This window comes from Capnocytophaga bilenii (genome assembly GCF_017565765.1).
Classification (GTDB): domain Bacteria; phylum Bacteroidota; class Bacteroidia; order Flavobacteriales; family Flavobacteriaceae; genus Capnocytophaga; species Capnocytophaga bilenii.
Genome location: NZ_JAGDYP010000005.1, coordinates 153,301 through 169,949 on the forward strand (window position 1 = coordinate 153,301; position 16,649 = coordinate 169,949).

At 33.9% G+C, this 16,649-nt stretch carries 11 protein-coding genes; 10 read left to right on the forward strand and 1 reads right to left on the reverse strand.

Annotated elements, in window-relative coordinates; genetic code table 11:
* Positions 1-16 precede the first annotated feature (16 nt).
* Positions 17-535 (forward strand): hypothetical protein, encoded by a 519-nt coding sequence (locus tag J4N46_RS07940; RefSeq protein ID WP_009414630.1) that lies wholly within the window; start codon positions 17-19, stop codon positions 533-535.
* Positions 536-569: 34 nt separating this feature from the next.
* The gene (dnaX, locus tag J4N46_RS07945) at positions 570-1,661 is read left to right on the forward strand and encodes a DNA polymerase III subunit gamma/tau (protein ID WP_208058859.1); all 1,092 of its coding nucleotides are present in this window, start codon (positions 570-572) and stop codon (positions 1,659-1,661) included.
* Between the two features lie 7 nt (positions 1,662-1,668).
* On the opposite strand, the gene J4N46_RS07950 is transcribed toward dnaX, so the two are convergent.
* Positions 1,669-1,899, reverse strand: a complete 231-nt coding sequence (locus J4N46_RS07950) for a hypothetical protein (protein WP_208058860.1) — start codon at positions 1,897-1,899, stop codon at positions 1,669-1,671.
* Between J4N46_RS07950 and J4N46_RS07955 the strand changes: the two genes are divergently transcribed.
* From J4N46_RS07955 to dnaE, 8 genes are all read left to right on the forward strand, one after another.
* Positions 1,883-2,272, forward strand: a complete 390-nt coding sequence (locus J4N46_RS07955; RefSeq protein WP_208058861.1) for a hypothetical protein — start codon at positions 1,883-1,885, stop codon at positions 2,270-2,272. The genes J4N46_RS07950 and J4N46_RS07955 overlap by 17 nt on opposite strands.
* Before the next feature lie 108 nt (positions 2,273-2,380).
* On the forward strand, positions 2,381-3,373 hold the full coding sequence (locus J4N46_RS07960) for a helix-turn-helix transcriptional regulator (protein WP_208058862.1): 993 nt from the start codon (positions 2,381-2,383) through the stop codon (positions 3,371-3,373).
* A 349-nt stretch (positions 3,374-3,722) separates the two neighbouring features.
* Positions 3,723-5,024 carry a reverse transcriptase domain-containing protein gene (locus J4N46_RS07965; protein ID WP_208058863.1) on the forward strand — a complete coding sequence of 434 codons (1,302 nt, stop codon included), beginning with the start codon at positions 3,723-3,725 and terminating at the stop codon, positions 5,022-5,024.
* A 39-nt stretch (positions 5,025-5,063) separates the two neighbouring features.
* Positions 5,064-6,395, forward strand: coding sequence for a hypothetical protein (locus J4N46_RS07970; protein ID WP_208058864.1), 1,332 nt, complete (start codon positions 5,064-5,066; stop codon positions 6,393-6,395).
* Positions 6,392-8,473: a response regulator gene (locus tag J4N46_RS07975; protein ID WP_208058865.1), complete on the forward strand. Its 2,082-nt coding sequence runs from the start codon at positions 6,392-6,394 to the stop codon at positions 8,471-8,473. The genes J4N46_RS07970 and J4N46_RS07975 overlap by 4 nt, the downstream gene beginning before the upstream one ends.
* 3 nt (positions 8,474-8,476) lie before the next feature.
* Positions 8,477-10,555, forward strand: a complete 2,079-nt coding sequence (locus tag J4N46_RS07980; RefSeq protein WP_208058866.1) for an ATP-dependent DNA helicase — start codon at positions 8,477-8,479, stop codon at positions 10,553-10,555.
* Positions 10,545-12,047 carry a DUF7017 domain-containing protein gene (locus J4N46_RS07985; protein ID WP_208058867.1) on the forward strand — a complete coding sequence of 501 codons (1,503 nt, stop codon included), beginning with the start codon at positions 10,545-10,547 and terminating at the stop codon, positions 12,045-12,047. The genes J4N46_RS07980 and J4N46_RS07985 overlap by 11 nt, the downstream gene beginning before the upstream one ends.
* A 6-nt stretch (positions 12,048-12,053) precedes the next feature.
* The gene (dnaE, locus tag J4N46_RS07990; protein WP_208058868.1) at positions 12,054-16,523 is read left to right on the forward strand and encodes a DNA polymerase III subunit alpha; all 4,470 of its coding nucleotides are present in this window, start codon (positions 12,054-12,056) and stop codon (positions 16,521-16,523) included.
* The last annotated feature ends 126 nt before the right edge of the window (positions 16,524-16,649 follow it).

Consider the following 16,649-nt stretch of genomic DNA (forward strand, 5'->3'; position numbering starts at 1 on the left):
TAAAAAACATTCATCAATGAATAAAAAAATAATTATCTTTGCTTTTTTGATAGCAATATTTACTATAGCTTGTAATGATGGTGATTTGGAAGTAGAAACGATTTCATTTGAAAATAATGATGTGCTTTCTTGTAAGGCTAATGATACTACAGCTACTTTTTTATTTAAAGTAAATCAAAAACAAGCACTTATACTTACACTCCCTACCAACGTATTAGAAAACAAAGCTAAAACCATTACAGGAGCTATTCCTAGTAGTTATAAGGTAGTTTATCGCACCTATTCTGATAATGTAAGTAGTAGTTATTTTTGTAGCGACTACCCTCCTGCACAGCCTACAGTAGTAAGCGAGGTACAGGCTACTGGGGGAACGGTATCTATCACTACACAAGCTATTTACGATGAAAATACACACCAGTTACTGCGCTATGATCACCTTATCCGCATTTCCGATTTGGTGTTGGTAAATAGCAAAGGTAATAAATTAGTAGATTCTAACTTTATTTTTGGTACCTATCAAACAAATCGCCGCTAAAAATAGGCAATTATAACTTTATATTTTGTAGATAATGAATCAGTTTATAGTATCAGCTCGCAAATACCGTCCACAATCTTTCCGCGATGTCGTGGGGCAGCAAGCTATTACCAATACCCTACAGAATGCCATTGAGAATAACCATTTGGCACAAGCATTGCTTTTTACGGGACCTCGTGGTGTTGGAAAGACTACTTGTGCTCGTATTTTAGCTAAAAAAATAAACGAACAAACATCAGGCGAAACTAATGATGACGACTTTGCCTTCAACGTATTCGAGCTGGATGCGGCTTCAAATAATAGTGTAGATGATATTCGTAATCTTATAGACCAAGTACGTATTCCACCACAAGTGGGCAAATATAAAGTATATATTATAGATGAGGTACATATGCTTTCCAATCAGGCATTTAATGCCTTTTTGAAGACATTAGAAGAGCCTCCAAAGCACGCTATCTTTATCTTGGCTACTACCGAAAAGCATAAAATTATCCCCACTATATTGTCGCGTTGTCAAATATTCGACTTCAAGCGTATCACACTAAATGACACTCGTGAATACTTAAAATATATAGCTGAACAACAAGGTATTACTGCTGAAGATGAGGCTTTACAAATCATCGCTCAAAAAGCCGATGGAGCTATGCGTGATGCACTCTCTATTTTTGATCGTGTAGTGAGCTTTTCAGGAAATCATATCAGTAGACAGGCTACTTCAGAAATTCTGAATGTACTTGATTATGAAACTTATTTCAAAGTAACCGACCTTATCATAAACAACAAACTGCCAGAGTTACTTCTATCTTTTAATGATATTATTGCACAAGGATTTGATGGAAATCACTTTATAGCAGGATTGGCGAGCCATTTTAGAGATTTAATGGTATGTAAAAACCCTGCAACTATTCAGCTAATGGAGGTAGGTGAAGAAACACAAAAAAAATATAGCGAACAAAGTGCTCGTGCTACAGTACCTTTCCTAATGGAGGCTATCAATATTGCCAATGATACCGACTTGAAGTATCGTACCAGCAAAAACCAGCGTTTGTTAGTAGAAATCGCTCTAATGCAGCTCGCTTCTTTAACCTTTGAAGGTGATAAAAAAAAAATGATGGACGCTTCATAATTCCCGCTTATATATACAATGGGCAAACACCACCAACTCCTGTTACAAAAGAACAAGTACAAGTTACTGCCCAGCAGGCTACTACACCACAATTTACTACCACCAATGCTGTAGCACCCAATATACCTACTATTAGCAAAGCACAGCGTTCTAATGTAGTATCAGGTTTATCTATTAAAAGTGTATTTTTAAAGAGTGAACACCAGAAAAATACACAAGAAGTGGTAATAGACCCCAATTCACTACCACGTGAACCATTTAGCGAAGAAAGTTTTTATAAACATTGGGAGGCTTACCAGCAAGATTTACTGAATAAGGGCGAACGTATACAAGCTTCAATTCTGAAAATAGCTCAATTACACCTCGAAGGAACGGTTATAAAATTAGAAGTATCTACAGAAGCTGCTAAAAATGAGATTTTAACGATGGAAACACATTTATTAGGGTACCTTCATAGATTGTTAAGAAATTACGATTTGCGATTAGAAATAGATGTAAATGAAGAATTAGCAAAAAAAATACTGATAACCCCAGAGGAAAAATATAGTAAATTATTAGAGGAAAATCCTAATTTACAATTATTTAGGAATGTTTTTTCACTAAGCATATGAATCAAGAGTTCCAATTAATTCTGTCTATAAATACATTTTTTATTACTTTTTATAGAGCAAGTCTTTAGTTTCTTAAATTTTAATACTTTTCTTAATCTATTATATATTATGGCAACTAATAAAAATGCACAATTACGGTATAATATATTAGATGAGTGTTTTAGCAATCCTTATAAGAAGTTTTTTATAGAGGATTTGATAGCAATTTGTTCTGAAAAGCTTTCTGAACACTATGGCGAAGAAGTAACAGTATCACGCCGCACTATATTAGGTGATATTGCTTTTATGGAAAGTGCCGATGGTTTTGAGGCTCCTATTGAACGAATTAAGGAGGGAAAAAGAGTTTTTTTTCGTTATGAAGAGGCCGATTTTTCTATATTGAAAAAGGAACTCTCTTCTTCAGATAAAGAAATACTCAATGAGGTGGTCTCACTCTTTGCACGTTTAAAAAATATAAAAAACTTTGAGTGGGTAGAAAATCTAAAAACTAAAATACAAACCCTTATAGACGTTGATTTTAAGGAGCAAATTATAGACTTTCAGGATAATAATTTTTTGGCAGGATTAGAACATCTTAATTCTCTATATCATTATATAGTTAACCAACAGGGGTTGAGTGTTACCTACAAACCTTTTACGGAAGATATTAAAAAAGCAACTATTTCTCCTTATTATCTAAAGCAATACAATAATCGTTGGTTTTTGTTTGGGTATAACCATGAAGCTGATAGACTTGAAAATCTTGCATTGGATAGGATAGTGACTATAGAACCTAAAAACATAACTTATAAAGAAAGTAAAATTAATTTTGAAGAATATTTTGATGATATTATAGGAGTTACTAACTTTGCCGACAAAGAGGTAGAGGAAATAGTGTTGGAACTAAGTAACAATATTATTCCTTATATAGCCACTAAGCCCTTGCATAGTTCGCAAAAACTAAAAGGTAACATACTAAAAATAAAGGTAAAAATTAATTATGAATTAGAGAGTTTGATACTTTCATATGCTGAAAACATAAAAGTAATAAGCCCTCTATCACTAAAAAATAGTATAAAAGAGAGGTTGCAGAAGTCTGTAAACCAGTATGATACAAAATAAATAGAAAAATAATCACATTAGTGCAAATAGGTTGCACACGTTGGTTATACTTTTGCACCGTCAAAACAAAAGTTCTTTGAAAAACACCTGCAAGTATTGACTTTTAGGATTGCTGGATAGACCGTTTATTTTCGCGAGTAAACGGAATATCAGATCGGCAATTGGCTCAGATTTTTTCTGAGTATATGGTTACTTTGGATGATCAATTGATGATATAATTATTTATTTTATATCATTTTTTTCATATTAATCACCTTTTTAAAACCTTCACTAATTTTTATTATTGCATAAACAAAGAGAATAACAAGTCAGGTGTTTTTTTTGAGAACTTATCTAATTATCTAAAAAGATGACTACTTTTACTAACGAAGAATTAAAGGACATAGCAGAAAAAGGAGATGAACTTATCATAGAGAAATTTGCATCATTAAACAGCTATAAGGATATATTAGAAATGTTCAATATTGCACAAGTAATTCTTTATGGTGAGAAAGCTACTCTTTTCAAATTAGAAGACCTTATCTTCTATGCAAGCCTTAATTTTTCTGAAAAGGATAGGTACTTTACCTTTACTATCAAGAAGAAGTCAGGCGGAGAGCGTATTATCAATGCTCCTTGTGAGGAACTAAAGGGTTTATTGCAGTGTTTTAACTATATATTGCAAGTACTCTTTACACCCCACATTAAGGCTATGGGGTTTGTACGCGAGCGCTCGGTAGTTAGCAATGCACAACTGCATACTAACAAAAACTATGTATACAATATTGATTTGAAAGATTTCTTTCACTCATTTGGTCGCCAATGGGTGAAATGGGTATTAATGCAGGAGCCTTTCAACCTATCAGGAGAGCGTGAGCCACTGGCTTTTTGGTTAGCATCTTTATGTACACATTCTCTCGAAATAGAAGGTAGTACAAAAATAGTGTTGCCGCAAGGGGCTCCCACCTCACCTACCCTTACCAATATACTTTGCTATCCGTTAGACAAAAAACTCAATGGTTTGGCAAAGCGTTTTGGGGCTACTTACTCTCGGTATGCTGACGATATTACTTTTTCATCAAACAAGAGTATCTTTAAGAACGAAGTATTCTTAAAGGAATTGGAGCGCATTGTAAAAAGTCAGAAACTGACTATCAATGAGAAGAAGACTCGTTTGCAAAAAAAAGAGTATCGACAAGAGGTAACAGGACTTATTGTAAACGAAAAAGTAAATACCTATCGACACTATGTAAAACAATTGCGTATGTGGTTGTACTATATTGAAAAATATGGTATGGAGAAAGCAGAAGCTTTTTTTAGAAGAGACTATATCAAAGAAAAAGGGCATATAAAATGGAAGGAAAACCCAATGAAGAATGTGCTACAAGGTAAACTTCTTTATCTAAAAATGGTAAAAGGAGCAGAAGATGCTACTTATCTGAATTTGGTACAGCGTTTTGACCGTGCTTTTGGTTTTGATGTAGAAGCCATACTAAAAATATGGGAAGAAAAGGGAATAGCAGCAGCTGAAGGTTTGTATTATAATAGTAAACCCAACAGACTTATAAAATATAAAAAAGCAGACTTTCACTATATACTTTCGGAAGAAGAAATAGCTGAACTGCGTACAAACTACCCTGAGCTTTTTATGGAAGAAGGATTTTTACAATAAAGTCATTCTTTTTTAAATATTTTGTGTAAAAACTTGATTATGACAGGAAATAAGTATAACTTTGCTCACAAATTATTAAGTAGTAGCAGGGTAACCCCCGAACAAAAAAAGAGGATATTAGAACTCATTGCTCAAGAACGCAATGAGGATATAGTGCTGCTTGAGAATAGAATAGGGAACTTGGAGAAAAAGAAAGCAGCTGCTATTGTTGAGGAGATTAAAATTGCAGGAAAGAAGGAAGAAAAAGTAGAAGTTGAAAATGCTTTACCTAAAAATTATATAAATCCTTTTGGAGGAAAAAGTTTATCTAAATTTTTGTTAGCCTACAATCAGGACCCTTTGCTTAAATACACTTGTCATGAAGTTAGTAATAGTTTCACTATTGATGATAAAGATTATAATTTTATAGATTATATAAAAGAAATAGCAAAAACAGATGTCTATACTGTTAGAGTGCATCAACAATTATTACAAAAAAGATTTGAAGAATTACTTTATGAGGTAGATAAGAGTGGGAACAAAAGGACAAATGAAAAAAAGAAAAAATACTTTATTAGTAATAATATAGAAACACTTATTTTAGTATATCTTACAGGTAAAAATTCTGAAGGGGAAAAAAAAGAATGGAGTTCCGATAATATAGAGATGAACTGGGCAAATAAGGAATTATTAGATTGGTCTGATAAAAATCTTAATTGTATTCCCCATCCCAATAACACTTTAAAAGAGAAGCAAAAGGTTTTTTTTAAACTAAAAAAACCTTTTACATCAAAGTTAAATGGTAAAAATATACGAGATTTTTCTGATTTGGTAATTCATTTTAAAAATTTATTTCATATTCGTTCAGGTAATTCTTTAAAAGACCTTTTAGAATATAGAAATAAAACTAAATGGGGAAAAAATATTGATTTTATCTTTAGTAATTTTAGAACAGACATAGAACTTTTTACAGATGTAGATAAGTTATTACAAATATATGATAAAATATTACATATTAGTACAGAAGAACTAATAAAAACAGATGGATATGCCTTAAAAGAAAATGAAAAACATAAAATTATCTTATCTTTTTATGAAGATAGGGAACAAGTTTATTTTGTGATTCATCATATCCATCCTCATTACCCTTTTTATGGGAAAAGTTCTAATAACGCCATTGAAAGAATAGGGGTTTCTCAAACAAATCTTATTAACAAGATTAATGGGATAGCTAATTTATATATACAGGCAGATTTTAATGAAGAGAATAAGAGTTATGAAATTAATTTGTGGGATGGAGAATGGAAAGATCAAAAATATGTTCCTAAAGAACGTGAAAAAAAAGAAGTTGCCCAAATAAATGGGGTTAAATATATATTAAGATTAAAATGATGATATATCTTATAGATGAACAAATAAATAGACAAATAGAATATGGTTGGACAAAGGAACGTTTTGTCCAATATAATACTATTGTAAAAACTATCCATAAAAAAGAAGAGTTTTCAGAAGATATTTTAAATAAAGGGGATATCATTTTTTTACACGAGTCTTTTCCTGATGAAAATATTAAGAATCAAATTTATGATTATTGGCGTGAAGAAAAAAAAATTTCAATAGGAGTGTTTAGTGGGAGTAAAAATGAGCGAAAAAGGAGAGAAGGTAGAATTGATTTACCAGTAAGTGTTTTTTATAGTAATTTAGCTATTTTTTTATTGAAAATAAAAGGAGGTACATTAAATATCAATTATCTTTTGTACGGAGAGTCTCCAGAACTTGAAAAGGCTTTATATGATGAATTAAATATAAGAAATAGGAATAATACTGGTGATAGCATAAAATCTAATTGTCAGAATTTAATATTTTTCACAAGTGAAGATTATATTAATAATCCTTTTGATAATCCTTTTGAAATAACTTTGTACGGACAGGAGGGTAGTTTTTCAGATGAACGTTTGCATAATATTCTTACAAAAGAATTAAACGGAAAAAGATGTGATAATGTCTTTATTCCTTTGTGTTTTGGAAACTCATTGTCAGATTATAATGGCTTACGATTGGCTAGTCATATACGTTGTACTGAAACGCCTATTCAATTAAGTAATATTTATATCTATGGTTTTGTTGGCTATGAGAAGTTATTAGCACATCCTTGTTTTAATATTCTGAAAACTAAAAATGTAAAACTTATAGACTATTCAGTAGAGGCTATCCAAAAAATTGATAAAGATGAACTACTATCTTCATTAGAAAAAAGTGATTTACCTAACGAGATAAAAAAGTTAGCACTTGTTTCTCCGAAAGACAACCATAGTATTACTAATGAGTGGGCAGTCTATCGATGGGCTACAACTATTAATACTAATGACGATGATATAGAAATAATAGCTAAAAATATAGAAAATAGTTTGTATTTCAAGTATCTTAAAACTATTTATCCTATTACTAAGAGTAAAGAATTATCGTCTATCAAAATAGAAAAAAATAATAAGAACCCTAAAATATTATATATTGATGATGAAGCAGAAAAAGGATGGAATGAAATTTTTGCTACCATACTTTATGACAATAATGAGTTGAATTATATCTCGTTAGACATAGACTATAAAACTTTATCAAAGAACGAAATAATTAGCTCATCTATACAGAAAATAAAAGAAGATAATACGGATATTGTGATTCTTGATTTTCGCCTGCATAGTAGTGATTTCTCTAAAAATGTTCCTATTCAAGAAGTTACAAGCGTACAAATATTAAAAGCTATTAAGGAGTATAATGCAGGTATACAAGTGATAATCTTTTCAGCTACCAACAAGATTTGGAACTTACAAACCTTAGAAAGTTCAGGTGCAGACGGTTTTATCATTAAAGAAGCTCCTGAAAATAGTGTTGACCCTAATTTTACACAAGATACTATAAATAACTTTCAGAAAGTAATGGAGAAAAGTATACGTATGACTTTTCTTAAAGAAGCTTATAGTATTATGAACGAAATTAAAATATATTTGGAGAAAAAAGGATCCAATAAAAAAGAAAATGAATTAAAAAATGAAATTATACTTCAGTTAGAGACTGCTTTTGAGTGTTTGAAAAAGACAGAAAGTAATAACTATTTTAAGCTATCATATATTTCTTTATTTAAAATTATTGAACTCATAACTATCTTTTATGTAGAAGGAAGATTCTTAAAAAAAGGAAAAAATATTACTCCTATTGAATGGTATAATGAGAAAAAAGAATGTTTTGAAGAGTATAAAGATGATAAAGATATTTCTACAAAGTCTAAGATAATCTATATATATAACCATTTAGGAGGAGATGTAAAAAATATATTTTCAGAGATAAGTACTATTTGCGAAAAAAGGAATAATATAATTCACCCTGAATCTATAAGAAAACAAAATATTGTAGAAGAACAAGAAAATATAATGTTATTAAATACTATATATACTATCATCAAAGTAATTTAAACTATGCCTACCATTTTTGACCATTTTCAGAACCTTACTCTTACCAATGACCAGCATAATGCATTGGAAAAGATAACTGAGTTTCTCAACTCGGATGCTAAAATATTTATCCTAAAAGGATATGCGGGTAGTGGTAAAACTACCTTACTAAAAGGATTAGTAAGATACCTAAACGAAGAAAAAAAAAGGTGCCAAGTAATGGCACCAACAGGTCGTGCGGCTAAGATTTTAAGGAAGAAAGTGGGACAAGGGGCAACGATTCATAAAAGTATTTATGCTCTTGAAGATATAATTTTAGGAGAAGATAATTGTTATTTTTTAGCTCCTCTTAGATCTTTGATGGGAGAAGAAGGATATATCTTTATTATAGATGAAGCATCTATGGTTTCTAATATGGAAAATAAAAATGAAAATCTTAAGTTTGGTACAGATATACTTTTAGAAGATTTGATTACTTATACTCGTGTGAGAGAGGCTAATAATAAAGTTATTTTTGTAGGCGACCCTGCTCAATTACCCCCTGTAGGAGAAGCTATTTCTCAGGCTTTAAATCCTACTTTCTTTGAAAATATGGGCTTAAAACCTATACAAGCTGAAATGACTAAAGTAGTACGACAAGATAATAATCTTATTCTTGAAAATGCTACAAAAATTCGTGCTCTTTTAGCACAAGAAAAGCGAACAGAACTGAGGTTTGACTATGACCATACTTTTGTTAAATTAGGGATTGAAGAAATAGCAGATAAATATGTAAATATGTATCCTATACCTCACTTATCTCAAAGTGTAATCATAGCGCAATCTAATACACAATGCTTACATTACAACCAAAATATACGTTCTAAAATTTTCCCTAATAGCCCCAATGTAGTGCCTGGTGATATATTACTTATTAACCAAAATAACTACAATAAACAAGTGGAATTGTTTAATGGAGATATGGTAAAGGTACTTGAAGTTGAAGATAAATTAACAGTACGTAGTAATATTCCTGTTTTTGAAGAGGGAATAAAAAAAACTATAACTCTTGCATTTAGAAAAGTAAAAGTGATTCCTGAAGAAAGTGATATTATTATAGAGTGTTATATTATTGATACCTTACTAAATTCTAAAGAAAGAGCTTTAACACCTATAGAATTAAAAGCACTTTATATTGATTTTAAAATACGTTTCACGGAAAAATATAGAAATCTGTATAAAGTTGGCTCTCGAGAATTTAAAGAACTTCTCAAAACAGACCCTTTTTTCAATGCTTTACGTGTAAAGTATGGTTATGCTATCACTTGTCATAAAGCTCAAGGAGGCGAGTGGGATACAGTCTTTGTAGATTACTCTGGACGCGTTGGGCTTAACAATGATGCCTTACGTTGGAGCTATACTGCGACTACTCGTGCAGTAAATAAATGTTATGCAGCGAATGCACCTCATATCACTTGTTTTTCTTCTTTTCAGATAGGACAAATAGGGGCTGTTGCTAAAATGCCTAAGGAAACGATTAGTATAGAAAATATTCCTTTATCCCCTTTTCATACTGAGGGGCAACATCGGGCTAAAAGTTTAAAATATTGGGAAATTGTAGCTAATTTGGAAACCACTCCTTATAAGGTAGAAAGAGTAGAAAGTAAAGGTGATTATCAAGAACGTTACATAATTAGTAATGGAGGGGAAATAGATGCTTTCGATGTTTTTCATACGGGAGCAGGAGTTTTTAAAGATTTTAAACCTTTACACTGCAATGCTACAGCTTGGCAAGTTGAGGTATTAATATTGCTCAATAAACCTAATACTGATATTACTTTTGATATAGATTACGCACCTTCTACTCCTCTGTTTGAGAAACTTTACAGACTAATGCAGTCGGCTTGTGAAGATGCTGAGGTTACTATTACCAATATAGAAGAAAGATCTAAAGACTATTATGTGCTTTATTATTTGAAAACTGATAATGGTAAAGGCGCATACATACAGTTTTATTTCAACAACAAAGAACAACTCACAAGAGCTATACCTAAATCAATGAATGGTGTAAATGACCAAAAATTACAACTATTAATCCAAAAACTAAAAGAATATGTCCTTTAACCAAGTAAAAGAACTTCGTAAGCAAGGAAAACTAGATGAAGCTTTTCAAATGGCTTTGACTGAACACAACGAAGCTCCTCTTGATATTTATAGAAAGAGAGCTTTGGGATGGGTGTATTATGAGTATGCTAAAAAAGCTGCTGAAGAAAACAATTTAAACGCTTTTTTAACCAATGTACAAAATCTCAAAAACATACAGTTTCCTCCGGAAGAAGTAATGATTTTTGACAATTTACTTTGGCAGTATGTCAAAATGTTTTCAGCTCTTCGTAAACAAGGAAATATAAATTATCAACAAGCTAATTTATTATTTGATAGCCTAAAAGGTATCTATTTCACTCTTCCATCAGAGGCTTTTTCTGCTTTGATAGAGCAATTACATAAAACCTATAAAAATTCATATCAATACATAGAAGCAATTAAAAATTGCTTAAATTTCTTACGCCCTGAGGACTTTGAACCTAAAGAGTATAATGGTAGACAGATTATGCCTTTAGCAGAACAAGTATATACTGTATACAGTAGGAAAGTTCTACAAGGAGATCCTATACCCAATGAATTTGGAATTATAAGTTATAAACTTAACAAAGAACATATCAGTAAATTTTTACCTATCTTAGCACAATGGATAGAGACACACGCTAATTACACTTTTCTACCATACTTCAAAACTAAAATGGAGTTAGAGCTACTTTCAGATAAAGAAGAAACCTTTAATACATTCTTGCCTTTTGCAAAAAAGAAACAAAATGATTTTTGGGTATGGCAACTGATGAGTGAAATAATGACTAATAAAGAAGTATCATTTGCTTGCTTGTGTAAGGCTTTAAGTTTGGGAGGTAAAGAAGAATTTTTAGGAAAACTTCGTGTAAGTTTTACTAAAGAACTTATCAATAGGGAGTTATTCAATGAAGCGCGTACTGAAATAGAGATAGTTCTAAAAGAAAAACAAGAAAATAATAAAAAAGTACCTTACGAGATACAACAATGGCAACAAGAACATTGGTATGCACAAGCAAAGCCTTTAAAAAACAACTTTATCTTATATAACCAACACAAAGGACAGTCTGAGGCTTTGTTATACCAAGATATATCTGAAGATATTGTAGTTATAACAAGTGTGAATGATGAGAAGAAAATTGCAAATTTTATAAAAGATACTTTTAAAAATGGTTCCTTTAAATATGACAGAATCCTTAAATCACCTAAGAAAGGAGATGTGTTAAAAGTAAGATTAGAAATTTTTGATGAGGCTAAAAAAGCGTATAAACTCTTGTCTGCTCAAAAAGGGAATGAAGCTGATTGTGAAGCTATAAAAGCTGTTGAAGGACAGCTTAGGATTATTCCATCAGGGGCTGGTTTTGTAGGAGGTGTTTTTGTTTCTAAAAACCTCATCGAAAAAAATCAATGGAAAAACAATCAAATAATAAAAGCTAAAGCCATTCTTTCGTTTGATAAGAATAAAGACAAATGGGGATGGGCTGTAATTTAGAAAAAAATGTACTTAATATTCGATACCGAAACTACGGGCTTGCCTCGTAATTATAAAGCACCAATTACCGATAGTGCCAATTGGCCTCGTGCCGTGCAGATAGCGTGGCAGTTGCACGACCAGTGGGGTAACCTTATAGAACATCAAGACTTCTTAATTGCCCCTGATGGTTTTGATATACCTTATGATGCCGAAAAAGTACATGGCATCTCTACTAAATTAGCCGAAACGCAGGGGGTGCCTATTGCTGAGGTTTTTGCAGCCTTCAATCAAGCACTAAGTAAAACCCAATATGTGGTGGGGCAAAACATTGGCTTCGATATTAATATTATGGGAGCTGAGTTCTATCGTTATGGAGTGGAAAGTCCGCTTACTACGATGCCCGTGTTAGATACTTGTACAGAGACGACTGCCAACCTCTGCCAAATAGCAGGGGGAAAAGGAGGGCGCTATAAGTTACCTACCCTTACCGAGTTACATTCTTTTCTATTCGGCATACCTTTTTCAGAAGCGCATAATGCCACTGCCGATGTTGAGGCTACCGCACGCTGTTTCTTTGAACTTATAAGGCGTGGCGATGGCTTTGCTGCTGGTACTTTCACCCCCGATTATCTGCGAGAGTTTCAATCACATCACAAAGCCCCCATTCAGCCTATAGGCTTACAACACGTAAATCTCAAAGATGCTTCAGAGGCACTGCGCAGCAAAGGTGACTCCCCCGAAATAATCGCTTCCGAAGAAGAGGTGGCACTGCTACAAACAGCTGCTTTTGCACACCTACATAATCACACCCAATACTCTATTTTACAGTCTACTACAGCCATAAGTGATTTGGTAAAAATTACAGCCCAAGAGAAAATGCCCGCTGTAGCTCTCACCGATAGCGGTAATATGATGGCTGCTTTCCTCTTCGTGCAAGAAGTACAAAAACACAATAAAGAGGCAGAGTCTAAAAACAAAGAAGCTGAAGAAAAAGGAGAGACTCCTACCGAGACCATTGTCAAACCCATTATAGGCTGTGAGTTCAATATTTGTGAAAATCACTTAGATAGAAGCCATCAAGATAATGGTTACCAAGTCGTTATATTAGCTAAAAACAAAGAAGGCTATCAAAATCTTATCAAAATGGCTTCAATAGCTTCTACAAAGGGATTTTATTACGTTCCTCGTATTGATAAGGCAATTGTAGCTGAGTATAAAAACGATTTGATAGTACTTTCAGGTGGTATTAATGGCGAAATTCCTTCCAAAATACTCAATATAGGTACTAAGCAAGCTGAAGAAGCCCTATTGTGGTGGAAAGACCTCTTTGGTGAAGATTTTTATTTAGAAGTAATGCGACACGGGCAGCAGGAAGAAGACCATATAAACAACGTATTGGTAGAATTCTCCAAAAAACACCAAGTAAAGTTAGTTGCCACCAACAATACTTTCTACATTCATAAAAAAGATGCCAGTGCCCACGATATTTTGTTATGTGTGAAAGACGGCGAGAAGCAGAAAACCCCTATAGGTCTCGGACGTGGTTATCGCTTCGGTATGCCTAATGACGAATATTACTTCAAAACAAGTGCCGAGATGAAGGCACTTTTCAAAGATATACCGCAAGCCATACTCAATATTCAAGAAATTCTCGACAAGGTAACACCCTATGGTTTGGCACGCGATATACTCTTGCCTAAATTTGATATTCCCGAACCTTTTCAGGTGGCTGACGACCCCACAGGTAAGAAAGGTGAAAATAATTATCTACGCCATTTAACCTACGAAGGGGCTAAACGCAAATATCCTGAAATTACCGATGAAATACGCGAGCGATTAGATTTTGAACTTTCTATTATTGAAAAAACAGGCTACCCTGGTTATTTTTTGATAGTACAAGATTTTATTGCAGCAGCCCGCAAAATGGGCGTTTCGGTAGGCCCCGGTCGTGGGTCGGCAGCAGGGTCGGCAGTAGCTTATTGTTTGGATATTACCAATATGGATCCCATAAAGTACGACCTGCTGTTTGAGCGTTTCCTCAATCCAGACCGTGTGTCGATGCCCGATATCGATATAGATTTTGAAGATTCTGGTAGGCAAGATGTCATTAACTACGTAATTGATAAATACGGCGAGAGCCAAGTAGCACGTATCATCACTTATGGTAAGATGGCTGCCAAATCAGCTATTAAAGATACTGCCCGCGTATTAGATGTGCCGCTGCAAGAATCAAACCGATTAGCAGCTTTAGTCCCCTCTAAACCACCCGGACTTTCATTGAAAAAACTTTTCAAATGGAATGACAAAGAGCTACGCGAAAAGGTACGCAGCGAAGAGCTTCCTAAAGTAGACGAACTCAAACAACTCTTGGCAGGCGAAGGCGATGTAGAGAGCAACCAAACTATTCAGCAAGCAAATATTATTGAAGGCTCAGTGCGCAACACCGGTATTCACGCCTGTGGGGTGATTATAACCCCCGATGATATTACCAATTTTGTGCCTGTTGCCTTAGCCAAAGATTCCGACCTATTCGTTACCCAGTTCGATAACTCGGTAGTAGAAAGTGCTGGTTTGCTGAAAATGGACTTTTTAGGGCTCAGTACCCTTACCCTCATCAAAGATACCATTGAAAATATCAAGCAAAGACACGGCATCGAGCTTAATGCTGAAGCCTTTCCCTTAGATGATAAAAAAACATACGAACTCTTTCAGCGAGGCGAAACAGTAGGTATATTCCAATACGAGTCCACAGGTATGCAAAAATATATGCGCGAGCTTAAGCCCACTGTTTTTGCCGATTTGATAGCAATGAATGCCCTCTATCGTCCAGGACCTTTAGAATACATACCAAGTTTTATCCGCCGTAAGCATGGTATCGAACCTATAGAATACGATTTGCCCGATATGAAAGAGTATCTGGAAGAAACCTATGGTATTACTGTATATCAGGAGCAGGTAATGTTGCTATCGCAGAAGTTAGCTGGCTTTACCAAAGGCGAAGCCGATATGCTCCGTAAGGCAATGGGTAAAAAGCAAATAGCCGTGCTGGAAAAGATGAAACCTAAATTCATCACACAAGCATCAGAACGCGGGCACGATAGTAAGAAATTAGATAAAATATGGGCAGACTGGGAGAAGTTTGCTGCCTATGCCTTCAACAAATCGCACTCCACCTGCTATGCGTGGGTAGGCTATCAAACGGCTTATCTCAAAGCCAACTATCCTGCCGAGTATATGGCTGCCGTACTTTCTAACAATATGGGCGACATCAAAACGATTACTTTTTTCCTTGAAGAATGTCATCGTATGGGCGTAAAGGTATTACCTCCTGATGTAAATGAATCGTTATATAAATTCGCTGTCAACAAAAATGGCGATATACGCTTTGGTATGGGTGCCGTAAAAGGAGTAGGAAAAGCTGCTGTAGATACGATTGTAGAAAACCGACAAGAACGCCCCTATAGCTCCATTTTTGACTTGGCTAAGCGTGTAGATTATAAGAATATCAACAAAAAAGCCTTTGAGAGTATCGCTTTAGCTGGAGGTTTTGATTCTTTTGCCAATAGCCACCGCGCTCAGTACTTTTATGCCGAAGCTGATGGTATACCCTTTATAGAAAAAGCCATACGTTTTGGTAATAAATATCAAGAAAGTAAGAACTCTGCTCAGATGAGTTTGTTTGGAGGAATAGACGAAGCCGAAATACCCGAACCTACCCTACCCAAGTGCGAGTCGTGGGGCAATATAGAGCAGCTACGCCGCGAAAAAGAAGTTGTAGGTATCTATATTTCAGGACACCCCTTAGATGATTTTAAGCATACAATACGCTATTTTTGCAATATAGGCTTGGCACAACTCCAAAGTCTTACCCCCTTCATAGGACGCGAAATCAGCGTGGCAGGAATGGTAACTGAAGTGCAACACCGCACCAGCAAAAATGGTAAAGGCTTCGGTTTTTTCACCCTTGAGGATTATGACGGCTCTTATGAATTTAGAATCTTTGATAAAGATTACTTAGAGTACCAACGCTATATGGTGCCCAGTGCGTTTTTGTATATCAAGTTTAGAGTTGTAGAAGGCTATATCAATAAAGAAACCCAGCAACGAGGTGAACCTCGTATGCAGTTTGTGCAAGTAATGCAGTTGCCCGATGTACTTTCTCAACTCTCTAAAAAGATAACCTTACATCTCAATATACAAGATATAACCCCCGATTTGGTACAAAACTACAAAAAACTGATAGATAAACACAAAGGTAACCAGTCTATTTACTTTATGGTACATAGCAATACCGAGAATATCCACCTAAATATGGAAAATGCAGCCTTAAAAGTAGCAATAACCAAAGATTTTTTAGGTGATTTAGACAATTTTATGGTTACTTATAACCTCAACGACCTCCGTTTAGAGCCAAAAACAACTACTGAAGTAAAAGAAGATTCCCAAGACGAAGACGAAGAATCTATTGAAGAAATGACACTATTAGATGATTAACTAATGTAATTATCTCATCATTTGTATAAAAAAATGGGCTATCCAAAAGTTAAAAAAAACTTTTTGGGTAGCCCTTTTCTATAGATTAAACAATAAAAAAATCTTTTTTTATTTCTATTTCTTTTG

Bases quoted from the DNA above. Each gene is read 5' to 3' on its own strand.
- J4N46_RS07940 (WP_009414630.1), top strand. From the start codon at position 17: ATGAATAAAAAAATAATTATCTTTGCTTTTTTGATAGCAATATTTACT.
- dnaX (WP_208058859.1), top strand. From the start codon at position 570: ATGAATCAGTTTATAGTATCAGCTCGCAAATACCGTCCACAATCTTTC.
- J4N46_RS07960 (WP_208058862.1), top strand. From the start codon at position 2,381: ATGGCAACTAATAAAAATGCACAATTACGGTATAATATATTAGATGAG.
- J4N46_RS07965 (WP_208058863.1), top strand. From the start codon at position 3,723: ATGACTACTTTTACTAACGAAGAATTAAAGGACATAGCAGAAAAAGGA.
- J4N46_RS07970 (WP_208058864.1), top strand. From the start codon at position 5,064: ATGACAGGAAATAAGTATAACTTTGCTCACAAATTATTAAGTAGTAGC.
- J4N46_RS07975 (WP_208058865.1), top strand. From the start codon at position 6,392: ATGATGATATATCTTATAGATGAACAAATAAATAGACAAATAGAATAT.
- J4N46_RS07980 (WP_208058866.1), top strand. From the start codon at position 8,477: ATGCCTACCATTTTTGACCATTTTCAGAACCTTACTCTTACCAATGAC.
- J4N46_RS07985 (WP_208058867.1), top strand. From the start codon at position 10,545: ATGTCCTTTAACCAAGTAAAAGAACTTCGTAAGCAAGGAAAACTAGAT.
- dnaE (WP_208058868.1), top strand. From the start codon at position 12,054: ATGTACTTAATATTCGATACCGAAACTACGGGCTTGCCTCGTAATTAT.